This is a genomic window from Gluconacetobacter johannae (assembly GCF_014174305.1).
Lineage (GTDB): Bacteria > Pseudomonadota > Alphaproteobacteria > Acetobacterales > Acetobacteraceae > Gluconacetobacter > Gluconacetobacter johannae.
The window spans coordinates 42,622-56,113 of sequence record NZ_JABEQH010000011.1; the positions used below are offsets into that span (position 1 = coordinate 42,622).

Annotated in this window: 12 protein-coding genes and 1 tRNA gene; 7 read left to right on the top strand and 6 right to left on the bottom strand. The window is 60.9% G+C overall.

Annotated elements, in window-relative coordinates; all coding sequences use genetic code 11:
* Window positions 1-4 precede the first annotated feature (4 nt).
* Window positions 5-220: a zinc-finger domain-containing protein gene (locus HLH21_RS09385; RefSeq protein WP_182943565.1), complete on the bottom strand. Its 216-nt coding sequence runs from the start codon at window positions 218-220 to the stop codon at window positions 5-7.
* Between the two features lie 57 nt (window positions 221-277).
* Here HLH21_RS09385 and HLH21_RS09390 point away from each other — a divergent pair, with 57 nt between their 5' ends.
* On the top strand, window positions 278-1,363 hold the full coding sequence (locus HLH21_RS09390; protein WP_182943499.1) for an alpha/beta fold hydrolase: 1,086 nt from the start codon (window positions 278-280) through the stop codon (window positions 1,361-1,363).
* A gap of 53 nt (window positions 1,364-1,416) precedes the next feature.
* Window positions 1,417-1,493: transfer RNA gene (locus HLH21_RS09395), tRNA-Arg, on the top strand.
* Window positions 1,494-1,810: 317 nt separating this feature from the next.
* On the opposite strand, the gene HLH21_RS09400 is transcribed toward HLH21_RS09395, so the two are convergent.
* The 4 genes from HLH21_RS09400 to HLH21_RS09415 all read right to left on the bottom strand — a co-directional run bounded on the left by HLH21_RS09400 (window position 1,811) and on the right by HLH21_RS09415 (window position 8,517).
* On the bottom strand, window positions 1,811-3,466 hold the full coding sequence (locus HLH21_RS09400; protein WP_220789752.1) for an efflux transporter outer membrane subunit: 1,656 nt from the start codon (window positions 3,464-3,466) through the stop codon (window positions 1,811-1,813).
* 13 nt (window positions 3,467-3,479) lie between these two features.
* Window positions 3,480-4,604, bottom strand: a complete 1,125-nt coding sequence (locus HLH21_RS09405) for an ABC transporter permease (RefSeq protein ID WP_182943500.1) — start codon at window positions 4,602-4,604, stop codon at window positions 3,480-3,482.
* A gap of 2 nt (window positions 4,605-4,606) precedes the next feature.
* Window positions 4,607-7,387, bottom strand: a complete 2,781-nt coding sequence (gene rbbA, locus HLH21_RS09410) for a ribosome-associated ATPase/putative transporter RbbA (protein WP_456305460.1) — start codon at window positions 7,385-7,387, stop codon at window positions 4,607-4,609.
* Window positions 7,388-7,539: 152 nt separating this feature from the next.
* Window positions 7,540-8,517 (bottom strand): HlyD family secretion protein, encoded by a 978-nt coding sequence (locus HLH21_RS09415; RefSeq protein WP_182943501.1) that lies wholly within the window; start codon window positions 8,515-8,517, stop codon window positions 7,540-7,542.
* Window positions 8,518-8,811: 294 nt separating this feature from the next.
* Here HLH21_RS09415 and ppk2 point away from each other — a divergent pair, with 294 nt between their 5' ends.
* Both ppk2 and HLH21_RS09425 read left to right on the top strand, forming a co-directional pair.
* Window positions 8,812-9,657, top strand: coding sequence for a polyphosphate kinase 2 (gene ppk2 / locus HLH21_RS09420; RefSeq protein ID WP_182943502.1), 846 nt, complete (start codon window positions 8,812-8,814; stop codon window positions 9,655-9,657).
* A gap of 73 nt (window positions 9,658-9,730) precedes the next feature.
* The gene (locus tag HLH21_RS09425) at window positions 9,731-10,216 is read left to right on the top strand and encodes a hypothetical protein (RefSeq protein WP_182943503.1); all 486 of its coding nucleotides are present in this window, start codon (window positions 9,731-9,733) and stop codon (window positions 10,214-10,216) included.
* Between the two features lie 12 nt (window positions 10,217-10,228).
* Here the strand turns inward: HLH21_RS09425 and HLH21_RS09430 are convergent, their stop codons facing one another.
* Window positions 10,229-10,480: a hypothetical protein gene (locus HLH21_RS09430; RefSeq protein WP_182943504.1), complete on the bottom strand. Its 252-nt coding sequence runs from the start codon at window positions 10,478-10,480 to the stop codon at window positions 10,229-10,231.
* A 376-nt stretch (window positions 10,481-10,856) separates the two neighbouring features.
* Here HLH21_RS09430 and HLH21_RS09435 point away from each other — a divergent pair, with 376 nt between their 5' ends.
* The 3 genes from HLH21_RS09435 to HLH21_RS09445 all read left to right on the top strand — a co-directional run bounded on the left by HLH21_RS09435 (window position 10,857) and on the right by HLH21_RS09445 (window position 13,482).
* Entirely contained in the window at window positions 10,857-12,503 is a 1,647-nt protein-coding gene (locus tag HLH21_RS09435; protein ID WP_182943505.1) for a GMC oxidoreductase, read from the top strand.
* A gap of 123 nt (window positions 12,504-12,626) precedes the next feature.
* Window positions 12,627-12,953: a hypothetical protein gene (locus HLH21_RS09440; protein WP_182943506.1), complete on the top strand. Its 327-nt coding sequence runs from the start codon at window positions 12,627-12,629 to the stop codon at window positions 12,951-12,953.
* A gap of 58 nt (window positions 12,954-13,011) precedes the next feature.
* Window positions 13,012-13,482: a hypothetical protein gene (locus tag HLH21_RS09445; RefSeq protein WP_182943507.1), complete on the top strand. Its 471-nt coding sequence runs from the start codon at window positions 13,012-13,014 to the stop codon at window positions 13,480-13,482.
* Window positions 13,483-13,492: the final 10 nt, after the last annotated feature.

Consider the following 13,492-nt stretch of genomic DNA (forward strand, 5'->3'; position numbering starts at 1 on the left):
GCGATCAGTGCGCGCTCTCGCCCCCCGCGTCGGGGTTCAGCACGAACAGGCGCGAGCAGTAGGGGCAGAACGTCTGGTGGTCGGCGATACGCAGCCATACGCGCGGATGGCCCAGCGCGCCCATCCCGCCGTCGCAGGACAGGGTGCGGGACTGGACGATGATCGTCTCGACATGCCCCAGGCGGGGTCGCGGCGTCGGATAGAGCGTCTGGGCCTGCATGATGTTCGTTCCGCCTTGGTCTGTGGTCATGGGGTCTGTGGTCAGGGGTGACGGGGGATGATACGCAGGATTGCCGTGCTTTCAAACCTCCGCCTCTCACGCCTGCTTTATCTGGCCCTGCTGGCCCCGCTGGCCGGCGGGTGCGCCCTGCGCGACCTGCCGGTCCCACGCCCGCCGCCGGCCCATGCGGCGGACGGGGCGCTGGTGCCGCCCGACGGGAGCATGACCCTGTCCGACGGCGTGCGGGTGCCCTATCGCGTCTGGCCGGCCCGTGGGACGGAGCGCGCGGTGATCCTGGCCCTGCACGGTTTCGACGACAGCCGCGACGCCTGGGAATTTCCCGCCCCCGTGCTGGCGGGGCGCGGGATGACGCTGTACGCGCCCGACCTGCGGGGGTTCGGCGGCATGCCCGACCGGGGTGGCTGGGCCGGCGCCGACCGGCTGGTGCGCGACGTGGCGGACGAGGCCAGGGCCATCGCCCGCCGCCATCCCGGCGTGCCGCTGTACCTGATGGGCGAGAGCATGGGCGGCGCGGTGCTGACCTGCCTGATGGCCGGGCCGGACGCGCCGCCGGTCGCCGGCACCATCCTGCTGGCCCCGGCGGTCTGGAAACTGGGTCCGGGGGCCGAGGTGCTGCTGCGCCTGATGGCGGCGGGCGCGCCGGGCTGGCGGCTGACGGGGCACGAACTGCCGGTGCATGTGGTGGCCGGCGACGATCTGGCGGCGATGCGGCGGCTGTATTACGACCCGCTGACCCTGCGCGCGACGCGCATGCAGGCCCTGTCCGGCCTGGCGGCGCTGATGCACCGGGCGGCGGACGATGCGCCGCACATGCGCGGGCCGGTGCTGGTGGTCTATGGCGGGCGGGACCAGTTGATCCCGCCGTCGGCCATGGCCGACCTGTGGCGACGCCTGCCCGCATCCGCCCGCCGGGACTATATCCCCGGCGGCTACCACCTGCTGATGCGCGGCCGCACGCGGCAGGCGGTGATGAACGATGTGACGCAGTGGATCGCCGCCCCCGACCGCTTCCTGCCCTCGGGCGGCGACGCCGCCGCCGCCGCCTGGTCCGCGCTGCCGCATGACGGCAGCGACACCCCCCCGCCGCTGCCCGCGGCGCTGGACGGGCTGGCGGCCAAATAAATGCATGATCGGGACTGGCGCGCCCGGCAGGTTCGGGCTATGGAGGCGTCACTGGACTCGTAGCTCAGCTGGATAGAGCGTCGCCCTCCGAAGGCGAAGGTCGAAGGTTCGAATCCTTTCGAGTCCGCCATTTCAAAAATATTCTGCATTAATATCAGGCACTTACCTGATTATTTGCCAATTCCTACAAACGATCCATCGTATCGCCCGCGACTCTTGCCTGCGCGACAGCGCGCGTATAGCGTTCCGCCTCGGAGCGCAGCCCGTGAGGGCCCAGGCCGTCAGGAAGCTGGGCCTCCTTCACCCAATCGACGAAATTATTATAGAAGCCGTTGACAGAAAACGGGCGGCCGCGATCGGTCGATAGGAATGTCCCTGCCCCATTGTCCGTCCATTGCGCCAGAGATGCCCCTCAAGGTTTCCAATGGTAGATCACGTGAGAATGTGTCACCAGTTAGGCTGACGCAAAATCGGCGCGGAGCCGGCAGGGGTCGGCAGATGGATTTTGTCGGTCGTCTGCGGAGACCGGACCGGTATCAAAGTGCCCCAATTGGTACGTCTCGCCATCTCTTCTTGCATGGCCGCCGGTATGATAGGTTTACCCTCGCGCACCTCCCAGCCTCCACCCAGAGCCTTATAAAGAGCGACCAGGTAAGTAGCGACAGAGGCCCTCGCATCCGCCAGCTTGTTTTGCGCTTGCAACAAGACGCGTTGAGAATCAATGACGCGCTGAAAACTATCAGAACCTTCCCGATAACGAATCAATGCCAGGTCCACCGAGCCTTGAGCGGCGTCGACGGACCTCTGCGAACTTCTTGTACTGTCCTGTGCCTTAAGAAAACCGACAAGTGCGTCTTCTGCCTCCCGCGCTGCTCTGATTACGGTGTCCTGGTAGGTGACAATGGCGCGCTGAAGACGTGCATCCTGTGCACGAACGTCATTTGCGATACGGCCGTAGTTCAGAATCGACCATCTGAATCCTGGCCCTGCAGTAAAGAACAGGCTGTGAGGGGCGAAGAAGTTGGCCATATCGCTGCTTTGCACCCCAACTTCCCCGAAGAGAAAGAATCTGGGATAGAGATCCGCCTTGGACACTCCGATACGCGCGCTCTCCGCGGCAGCGTTCAGTTCAGCCGCGCGGATATCCGGACGTCGTCGTAGCAGTTCCGCCGGTATGCCGATCGCCACTTGCGTGGACGCGACCGGGATTTGTTGGGGGCCGTAAAGTAGGGAGTCAACGCCGCCCGGCGGCTTCCCGAGCAAGGCGCTCAGAGCATTTTTGGTCTGCTGGAGACTGGACTGGAACCGAGGAATGTCAGCAAGGGTGCTTTCCAGCAGGGTTCGTGCCTGATCGACGTCGAGTTCCGAGGTGGCGCCGTTACGGAAACGAGACCGCGCGATCTCCAGTCCCTCCCCTTGGACCCTGGCGTTTTCGCGAGCTATACGAATGTACACCTCAAAGGTCCGCATGGCAGTGTAGGTGCGGGCCACTTCAGCAGTAAGTGAAACAAGAGCGTCATCATAGTCGGCTTCCGTTGCGAGCATGTGCGCGCTGGCGGCCTCGACGTTGCGTCGGAAGCGACCCCAGAAATCCAGTTCCCAAGCGGCATCAAAGCCCAGATTGAAATTTGCATAGGAATGTCTGAGATTTTCCTGGTTGGCGAACTGAGAGCTGAGTAGGTTCTGCTGTGCAGTGCCGAAGCCCTCTTGCGTCTGCGGATATTGATATCCTATCGCGACGCCCAATTGCGCCCGGGCCTCCATAATTCTCAGACCGGCAATTTGTACCGGGAGGTTCTGTTCCGACGCGATCTGAACCAGCCGATCGAGCACCGGATCGTCGAACGCCCTCCACCAGTGACTCATGACCTCATTCGTGGCCATGACCCGTGGATCGTTGCCCTCGATCCATTGATCCTGAACTTTTGCCTTTGGCTGAACGAAGTCGGGGCCGACCGCACATCCGCTCAATATCAGCACCATGGATATGGTTGGAGACCAACCCATGATCGCTAAAGATCTGTAGCGGAAAAAGCGCTGTGCGTTTCGATGATTGCCCATTGCCGCGCCTCGTTGTCCGTTGTTTGGCACTGACCTGCTCATCGGCTGCGCGGCCCTACTTCGTGACCGCAATTGATTTGCGGAAAAGCGCCAAGCTGTAAATGAAAAAAGCCAGACCGACTACACTCACCATTGCAAATTGGGGCCAAACGGCGTCGAGCCCGCCACCGCGATAGATGATCTTCTGGGAAAAGCTGACGAAATGGCGCGAGGGCAGGAAGAAGGTCATGTACTGGAGCCAGACCGGCTGACTCTCAACGGGAGTCGATCCGCCCGAGAGGAGTTGCAGCATGACGTTCACAAAAATGATCAAGAGTGCAAACTGCGCCATCGAACGCGAGATAGTGCCGAGGAATATGCCCAGCGCAGTGGCGAAAAAGAGGTAGAGCAAGACGCCGAAAAACCACAGCGACACCGACCCGGAAAATGGTACGTGCAGCACTTTCATGACGATAAAATAGAGAGAGAGAGCGGTCGCGACGAGAATGACGCAACTGTTGGCCCATACCTTTGCCATTGCGATTTCGAAAGCGGTCAGCGGCATTACGAGCAAGTGCTCCAGAGTTCCATGTTCACGTTCGCGGATCACTGCGGCCCCCGTCAAAACGACCGTGAGCAGAGTGACTTGATTGATAATTCCGACGACGCTCGCAAACCACGAGGTCTCTCCGTTTGGGTTGAACAGCCTACGAATAATCAGATTTATGGATGGTTGCGCCGAGGCATCGGTGCGTCTGAAAAAACTCGAAATGCGCTCGCTAATGATATTCTTGATGTAGCCGCCGCCGATAGCGGCCTGCTGCATGGCGGTTGCGTCGATGTTGAGCTGGATGTCGGGATGGCGACCCGCGCGCAGATCGGCTTCGAACTGCGGCGGGATCACGACCACGAACATGAAACGGCCTTCATCCATTGCGGTTTCGACATCCGTCACGGCGATTGGCTCCGGCGTCTGGAAGCGGGGCAGATAGAAGGCTTCCTCCAGTTGCCTGGACAAAGCGGAATTATCTTCGTCAGCGAAGGCGATCGACGCGTTATTGACCTCGCTGGACGAGCCAGTGGCCTGAGCGTAGATCGCGCCGGTAAACGAATAGACGACGAAAATGAGCATGACCAGGTCACTGCTGACGCTGCGCAGTTCTTTAAGGCCGAGCCAGAAAATATTGAGGAGCGAGGTCACCTCTATCTCTCCTGCTTGCTTAGAGCGAGGGCGCTCACGGTCCAAAGAATGGGAATGCTGCAAGCGAGGAACGTCAGGTCCGGCGCCAGGAGATTCGCGTGAAGTCCCTTGGTGAAGACGCCTTTGCTCGCGTGCATGTAATAGGTGGTGGGCCAGATCGAACCCACGAATCTTGCCCGACCTGCAAGCGTTGAGACCGGCTGCAGAAAGCCGGAGAACTGGATGGTCGGTAAAAGCGTAATAATTGTCGTTACGAAGACGGCGGCAACCTGACTGCTCGTGAAGGTCGAAATTACCATGCCGATGCCCGTTGTCACGGTGACGTAAAGGAGCGTGCAGAGCGTCAGCATCAGGAAGCTGCCCTTTAGCGGGACGTCAAAAACCAAGATCGCCATCGTCACGAGAACGAAATAGTTCATCATGCCGATCGCGATATAAGGCAGCTGCTTGCCTATCAGATATTCCAGCCGGCCTGTCGGCGTGACGTAGAAGTTGATGATGGAACCAAGCTCCTTCTCGCGCACGATACTGACCGCCATGAGAATTGCCGGAAGGAGGATCAGCAGGATGGGGGGGATGCTCGGAACCATCGCGTAGACACTTTCGAACGTCGGATTATACATGTAGCGATCTTGAAAATTGGCGGTGTATTTCGGTGGTTTGATCCCAATCCCGTTGTTGGGATCAAGAAGCATCGCGTCCTGGACACTTTGAACATATTGCGCGACCGTCTCGCCACGGAACGTATCGGCGCCGTCCACCTCTGCCAGAATTTCCGGCTTCGATCCCTTCCTGATATCGCGACCGAAATTCGGAGGCACCTCCAGGACCAGAGAGATCTTGTCCGACTGCATTCTCGAAAGTGCATCTTCGACGGAGCGAACGTGTGCCTGCTGCGCGAAGTACCGCGGTGCGCCCGCGAATTGTTCCAGATAGGAGCGGCTCTCCATCGTCTGGTCGAGGTCGAAGGTCGCGTAGCGCACATGTTCCACGTCAGTCGTGATGCCGAATCCGAAGACAAGCATCAGCAAGGCTGAACCGACGAAGGCGAAGGCAAGCCGAACCGGATCGCGCAGGATCTGCATGGTTTCATTGATGGTGTAAGCCAGAAGTCGGCTAAGACGCAGTGAAAGACCGGAACGCACTGCGTGTTGCGGGGCGTCCGTGCCTGCGTGCAGGTCCGCGTGCTCTTTTGTCTGGCCCTCGGTCGTGGCCTCTCCGATCGCGTCTTCCATGTAGCCGATGAAGGCTTCCTCCAGCGTGGCGGCGCCGCGTGCTTCGATCAACTTCTTCGGAACATCGGCGGCGAGCACCTTGCCGGCATGCATCAGCGAGATTCTGTCGCAGCGCATAGCTTCATTCATAAAATGAGTCGTTACGAAGATCGTAACGCCTTGGTTGCGCGAAAGGTCAATCAGCAACTCCCAGAAGTTGTCGCGCGCAACTGGATCGACCCCTGAGGTCGGTTCGTCCAGGATCAGCAACTCTGGACCGTGCAACACCGCGACGGCCAGAGACAGGCGCTGACGCAGGCCCATCGGCAGGTCGCTGGCCAACGCGTCGAGATAGGGGCCAAGCCCGAATTTTTCGACAAGCTCCTTGATGCGTGTCTCCGCCTTGTTCGGCGGAATATGATAGAGGCGCGCATCAAGAACGAGGTTTTGCCGGACAGTGAGCTCACCATAGAGTGAGAAGGCCTGCGTCATGTAGCCGATGTTCTTGCGTACCTCGATGCTGCCGGCGTCGACAGGCTGACCGAATAGCTTCGCGCTTCCTTCGGTTGGCGGCAGCAGTCCCGTCAGCATTTTCATGGTGGTGGACTTGCCACACCCGTTGGAGCCAAGAAAACCGAAGATTTCTCCCCGCTCGATCGTCAGGGAGACGTGGTCGACGGCAACGAAGTTACCGAAGCGGCACGTGAGCCCCTTTGCATCGATGGCGACCTCGGATTTGCCGGTCGGGCGCGGTGGAATGGTCAGGTCGACGTGACCCGTGCGCTTTTCCTCCGGGAGTAGGGCGATGAAACACCTCTCGAGATCAGAGGTTCCGGTCCGTTCCATTAGCGCTGCGGGTGTTCCCGTCGCAAGAACCCGCCCGGCATCCATGGCGACGATCCAATCCCATTGTTGGGCCTCATCCATATAGGCGGTGGAGATAATGACGCTCATGCTGGGCCGTCCGGAACGAATTTCCTCAATAAGCGCCCAGAATTGTCGACGCGAGAGTGGATCGACGCCGGTGGTCGGTTCATCAAGAATGAGGAGGTCGGGCTCGTGAACCAGGGCGCCGCAGAGGCCGACTTTCTGTTTCATGCCCCCCGACAATTTGCCTGCTGGACGGTCGGGAAAGGGCGAGAGCCCCGTTGCACGCAGCAGCTCCCCGATACGGGAAAGGCGCTCCCCGGCGGTCAGGCCGAAGAGCCGCGCCATGAAGTCGACGTTCTCCTGCACGCTCAATTCAAAGTAGAGATTTTTTCCCAAGCCCTGAGGCATATAGGCGATCCGGGGACAGGTCTCGCGACGATGCCTCGCGTCGGCGATGTCGCCACCCAGGACGATCACTTTCCCCTGCTGGATCTTTTTGGCGCCTGCGATCAGACCCAAAAGCGTCGATTTTCCGACGCCGTCCGGACCGATGACGCCGACCATGCGCCCGCTTGGAATGTCGAGGGAGAGTCCGTCGAGGCCTATTGTCGTGCCGTAGCGGTGAGTCACGCCATGTATCGACGCCACCGCAGCACGACCGTCTATGTCCATAGACACATGAGACTCGGGAATTGGCATGGGTACGTTCTCTGGCGTGTTGGGACAGGCGTTTCGCTGGCGCGCCGGCTCATTGATATTCTTCCTCCAGGCTGTGCAGGCCATGGAGTCATTTTGCGGCATGCTCCGCATCCGGCGGTTCGGGGTTCGCCCTATTCTGCGCTTCGTCCTGGTTACAGGGCGTTTTGCATTGAAGCCGGCCAGGACGCGGCGTCCTCCGCCTTCACGTAACCAACGCCTCGAACGCCGGTTTTAATGATATCTATGTAGGTCTCGACTGTCTTTTCAGGGACGCGAAGCTTCACGCGAAACATGAGTTTTTCTCGCTCACTTCGTGTCTCGACCTGTTTGGGCGTAAACTCCGCCTCCGGCGACACGAAACTGACATACCCTTTTATTGGGCGGTCGGGTCGAGCGTCGAGGAGAATACGTGCCTCCGCTCCGATTTTTAGCCGTGCAGCCTGCTCGGCAGGAAGAAATATCTCCATGTAGACGTCATTCAGGTTCACCAACGTCAGTGCCTTTCCGCCCGGCCCCAAAACCTCGCCGACTTCGACCAGTCGATAGAGCACCCGTCCCAGAATAGGAGACTTCAGGGTCGCATCGTCGATTCGGGTCTGGACCGTCGCCACTTTTGCCTCGGCGACCCTTACCTCCTGCTCAAGCGTGCGGAGCGTGGCCTGGTTTTCCTGAAGGCCGGCTGAGGTTGTTTGTAGCGCCGCGTTACGGACATCGAGTTCGCGCTGCGAGCCAGCGCGTTCGGCGACGAGGGCGCTGCTGCGTCTGACCTCGATCTTGGCGAGCCTGATTTCACTTTGCGTTTTAACGATAGAAGCCTGTGCGACGGCCACTTTTTCCTGCGTAGCAGCGACGTTTAGTTTCGCCTCTTCCAGTTCTGCCTGCAACGTGGCGGTATCCAGCAGAACCAGTACCTCTCCAGGTTTGACAAGATCCCCCTCATCAACACGGAGTTCCTGCACCCGGAGCGGTTCCTTGGCGACGACATCGACGAGCTTCGCCTCGATGCGCCCGTTACCTGATGCGATCCCCTTCGGCAGGGCGGATTGCAACTGCTGCCAATATTGGTAGCCGAAGTAGCTTGCGCCCAAAACGACGGCCACCAGGATCCACGCGATTGTTTTCTTTGACATCAGCGCCGTTCTCCCAGGAACGATCTTCTCGGCATGAGAGGCTGGATGCCGTAAGCCGTGTCGCCACATGTACGACCGCACCAGGCTCCGGCTTCGCGGTGTAAAGCTCATATCCGCCGGCAAGTTTCCAATGACCGGTCACAATCTTGCGTACATCATATCTGTGCGAGTCATGACGGCTTCGTGTTCCTGCCATGAGGTGTCCCGGTCGGGATTGCGTTTGGTCTCGGCTCTACCGCCACGGTAAACTGCCCCGTCACCATCAGATTGAAATCCTCTCAGGAGGAGGAGAAAATGGGAAAATCCAGTTCGAGGAAGGAGTCGGCATCGAAAAACGCAAATGAGCCGATCGCCTCTCCTGGCACCGAGAAGCTGCCGCGGAAGGAATACGAACGGGAGTTGGAGCGGCTCCAAGTCGAACTCGTGCAGCTTCAGGATTGGGTCCGTCGTGAAAAGAAAAAGATTTGCATCGTCTTCGAAGGTCGCGACGGAGCTGGCAAAGGTGGCGTAATCAAAGCAATCACGGAGCGGGTGAGTCCGCGCACGTTCCGCGTTGTCGCGCTACCCGCGCCAACTGAACGAGAAAAATCCCAGATGTATGTGCAAAGGTATTTGCCCCATTTTCCCGCCGCATCGGAGATCGTTATTTTTGACCGCAGCTGGTATAATAGAGCGGGTGTCGAGCGCGTCATGGGTTTTTGCACCGAGAGGGAACTGGAGGTCTTTTTTTCCGGCGCGCCGTGGGTCGAGAAGGCGATGGTCGATTCCGGGATTATTGTTCTGAAATACTGGCTTGAGGTCAGTCCGGAAGAACAGACCAGGCGTCTCGAGTCCCGAATTACCGATGGTCGCAAGCTCTGGAAGCTATCTGAAATGGACCTCAAATCCTATGCGCGTTGGGACGAGTATTCGCGAGCCCGAGATGACATGTTTCTAAAGACAGATACGTCCTGGGCACCTTGGTACGTCGCAAGATCCGACGACAAGAAGCGTGCGCGCCTCAATATAATCACCCACATGTTGGGAAAGATACCCTACGAAAAAATGCCTGCCCGGAAGATAGAACTCCCAAAGCGTCGCGAGACGAACGATTATGTGGCGGCTGATTACACATCCAAGTTGATTCCTCAACTGTTTTAGCCCCTCGGGGCCGGACGAAAACGTGCCATGGTCCTATGGCCGGTTTGACGCCAGCGGGATCGGGACAGATGACATGCCGAGCGTAAACCGGAGCCTTGTCGCGCTGCTCGGCGGATTGACGATCGGCCTGTGCGGCTGCGCCGGCCCCGCGGGGCCGGTGTTCGGCGACTGGTACGGCTACCTGCCGCTGCCCGCGCCACAGGCCCGGGTGGCCGTCGAACTGGTGCTGGACGGGCCGCCCACTGCCCGTCAGGGTGGGTTCCGCCTGCACATGCAGACGATGTGGATGGTCGGCGCGGCGGACAATGTGTCGGACTATCTGACCGGCACCTGGTCGGCGCACCCCGTGACGATCGACGGCGTGGCCTGCCGGCGCATCGACCTGTCGGGTCTGGACAGCAGCCCGCATCATGCGATGCTGGTGTCCCACTACATCGAACTTCCCAACGGCGTGCTTGTCCCCGCCACGGCCGACGGCCGGCCGGACCTTACCCCCGGCGGCCTCGACTATCGCCTGGCGCCGCGCCCGCGCGGCAGCTTCGGCTACGGCCGCGCCTGATCCGGCCCGGGGTCAATGCCGGTGGTCGTGCCAGTGCCGATCATGCCAGCCGCGCCCGCCCTCGTCATGCCAGCCGGCGTGATTATGCCACCCTCGCCACATCCCGCGATCATCATACCAGCCGCGATGACCGCCGTAGCTGCCGGAGTACCAGCCCGCGTTCCAGCCGACGGGCCGGTAGTCGTAGTCGCCGTCGTATCCCTCGGCGCATCCGCTCGCCCCCAGCAGGGCCGTGACGACCAGGGCGTGTCGTAGACGCAGCATGGCACTATCCCCCCCTGAAGGGTGAACGCCGGCCGGTGCATGGGGTTCGCCTTCCGGCGGCCGTTTGGCGCCATTCCGTGATTTTAAAAAGCATTCTCAACAAAAGAACCTGTACAGATGGTTCATCCGGTCAGGAACCATGACCATGATCGTTCGTTAAGGCGATGTCCATCTGTTATGACATCACAATCATAATCATTCATCTCATAACACCGATGCCAGACCCGCTCGTTTCGCCCCCGTGACCTGATGATGTGCCCATATGGAAGGATACGGTCCACACGCGATGGACCGTCGATGATTATATACTGATTGCCATTCCCTTTTTATACGCGGTTGTCTGTGCGGCCCTAAGAATATGGAGCGCGGAAGTCAGATGCCAGTTATCGAATTGAAAAACAGCAGCAATGATGAGTCCGTTGCCCTTATGGGGTGCGACCTGTGCATCATTGGTTCGGGGCCCGCGGGAAGCACGATTGCCCGCGAACTGTCCAATACCGGTCTGAGCATTACTTTACTTGAGAGCGGCAATTTTGTGCGGAGTCCCGAGGCTGACATCCTGAACGAGGTCGAGAATGTCGGGCGCCCGCGTATCGTGGACCAGTGGGGCGTGCGTAACCGGATCGTTGGCGGGACCTCGCACACATGGACGGGCCGCTGCGGCCCCTTCGATGCCATTGACCTTGAAAAGCGTTCCTGGGTGCCTGCCTCCGGCTGGCCGTTCGACATCGGGCAACTCTCGCCCTACTTCGATCGAAGCGCGCCTTATCTCGGCCTCGCGACCGGCAGTGGATTCAGCGACGATCGCTTCTGGCATCTTGCGGGGCGCAAACGGCCCAGATCGCGACCCGACCCCGCCATGCTGCTGCCGTTCTTCTGGCAATATAGCCGTGACGATACGAACCCTTTTGAATACATGCGGGTCGGCCGCCGCCTCGCCAGCCGGATTGGCCCGAACGTCACACTTGTCACCGGCGCGACCGTGCTGCGTATCGACCCGGTCGAATCCGGCCGGGCGGTGCGGTCTGTCGCGTTCGCGTCTCCGGACGGGCGTGAGCGAACCCTGTTCACCCGGAACGTGGTCCTGTGCTGCGGCGGGATCGAGAGCGCCCGCCTGCTGCTGTCGTCCAATACGGTGACGCCCAACGGCCTTGGCAACGATCACGATCTCGTTGGTCGCTACCTCATGGACCACCCGCGTGGGCCCATAGGCGCGTTCGACGTGTCGGATTCGGAAACGCTGCGGAAGTGGATCGGGATTTACAAATTTCGCGGCAACCTGTTCCGCTCGGGCCTGCGGCTGAGCCCGGAGGTCCAGAAAGCCGAAGGCCTGCTCAACTGTTCAGCGTGGCTTGGCGAGTCCGTCAAGCCGGATGATCCGTGGAATGCCCTCAAGCGCATTCTTCGTGGCAAGCCGCAGTTTCCGGGGGATGCGTTGGCCATTGCGGCGAACGCGGGGCTGTTTGTCCGTGGCCTCAAGGATTATTTCATCGACCGCAATGGCCTGCCGCGCAAGCTGGACAGCCTGAACCTCGACTGCATGTGCGAGCAGCGGCCGGATCCCGACAGTCGCGTGACGCTGTCCGAGCGGCTGGACCGCTTTGGCCGCCGGCTGCCGCGCATCGACTGGCGGATTCATGAGGACGAACCGCGCACCATGCGGACGATGGCGGAAATCGTGGCGCGGCAGTTCGTCCAGATGGGGCTGCCCGCGTTGAAACTCGCCCCCTGGGTTCGCGATGGGGCAGGCTTCCCCCCGGCCTTTGTGGACGTCGCGCACCCCACGGGCACAACCCGGATGTCGGATGACCGGACGAAAGGCGTCGTCGATGCACAGTGCCGTGTTCATGGCGTCGAGGGGCTGTACGTCGCCGGCAGTTCGGTCTTCCCGACAGCGGGTCATTGCAACCCGACGCAGATGATCGTGGCGCTGGCGCTTCGTCTTGCGGATCACCTGAAGGCCGGAGCGGAGAAAACCCTGACGCCAGGCGTGCAGGCGGGTTCGGCGATAGAGGCGGCGTGACGACAGTCCTGGTGACGGGTGCGACGGGCGACATGGGCCGCAGGATGAAAAATGATGCGCTATCCTTTATTGGCAATATTTCCCGCAATGGCCCTGGCAATGACCCTCATGGCGGCGTCGGTCATGGCACGGGACAGAGCCTCGCCGGCCCTGCTTTCGGCGCAGGCCGCGATCGACGGCGCCCCCGATGCGCGGCTGGCCGGCTATCTTAATTTCTGCATCACCAACGCGCTTGCCGCACATGAGACCGCGACGCCGTTGCTGGACGGCCTGATCCGGAAGACGGGCGCGGTGCGTAGGGACCATTCGGGGAATGTGGACTATGCGTACGGAACGGCGGGGGTTCTCCATTCGGAAACCGCGAGCGTCATGAGGCTCACGGATTTCGACATCCCGGAGCGGCGCGCCCTCTGCGACCGGGCCACGAAGAAAGCCGGCGCGCCCTCCTGACGGAACATCGCCCCGCGCGGCGCGTTTGACTGCCGGCAACCTGTTCGGTGGAACGCAGATGCGTGGCAAATTGTGGCTGCTGGCGGCGGCGCTGCCCCTTGTGGGATGCATGAACCACCCACGGCCGGTTTTCGGGGATTGGTACGGCTACCAGAACGGAAATTCCGATGGCTGGGACAGATCCGTGGCGCTGGTCCTGGACGGACCGCCCGATGCCCGTCAGGGCATCTACCATCTTCGCGTCCTGCGGCGTCCATCCACCCAGTCCTCGCCCAGTGTCGGCGCATCCCACGATGTCCGCTGGCGGGACATCTGGGTTGAACGCACCGTCACGACCGGCGGCAAGAGCTGGACGATCATCGAGCTGCAATCGGCGCCGACCTCGGAACGCTCCAGCTATGTCCTGACGCCGGAGCGCACGCTCGTGCCGCTGGCCCCTGACGGCCGGACGCCGGACCTGTCGGACGCCGGGCAGAAGGCGCGCCTGACGCCGCGCCCGGTCACGGCCCACGGCTATGGCCGGATCTGACGCGCGGCCG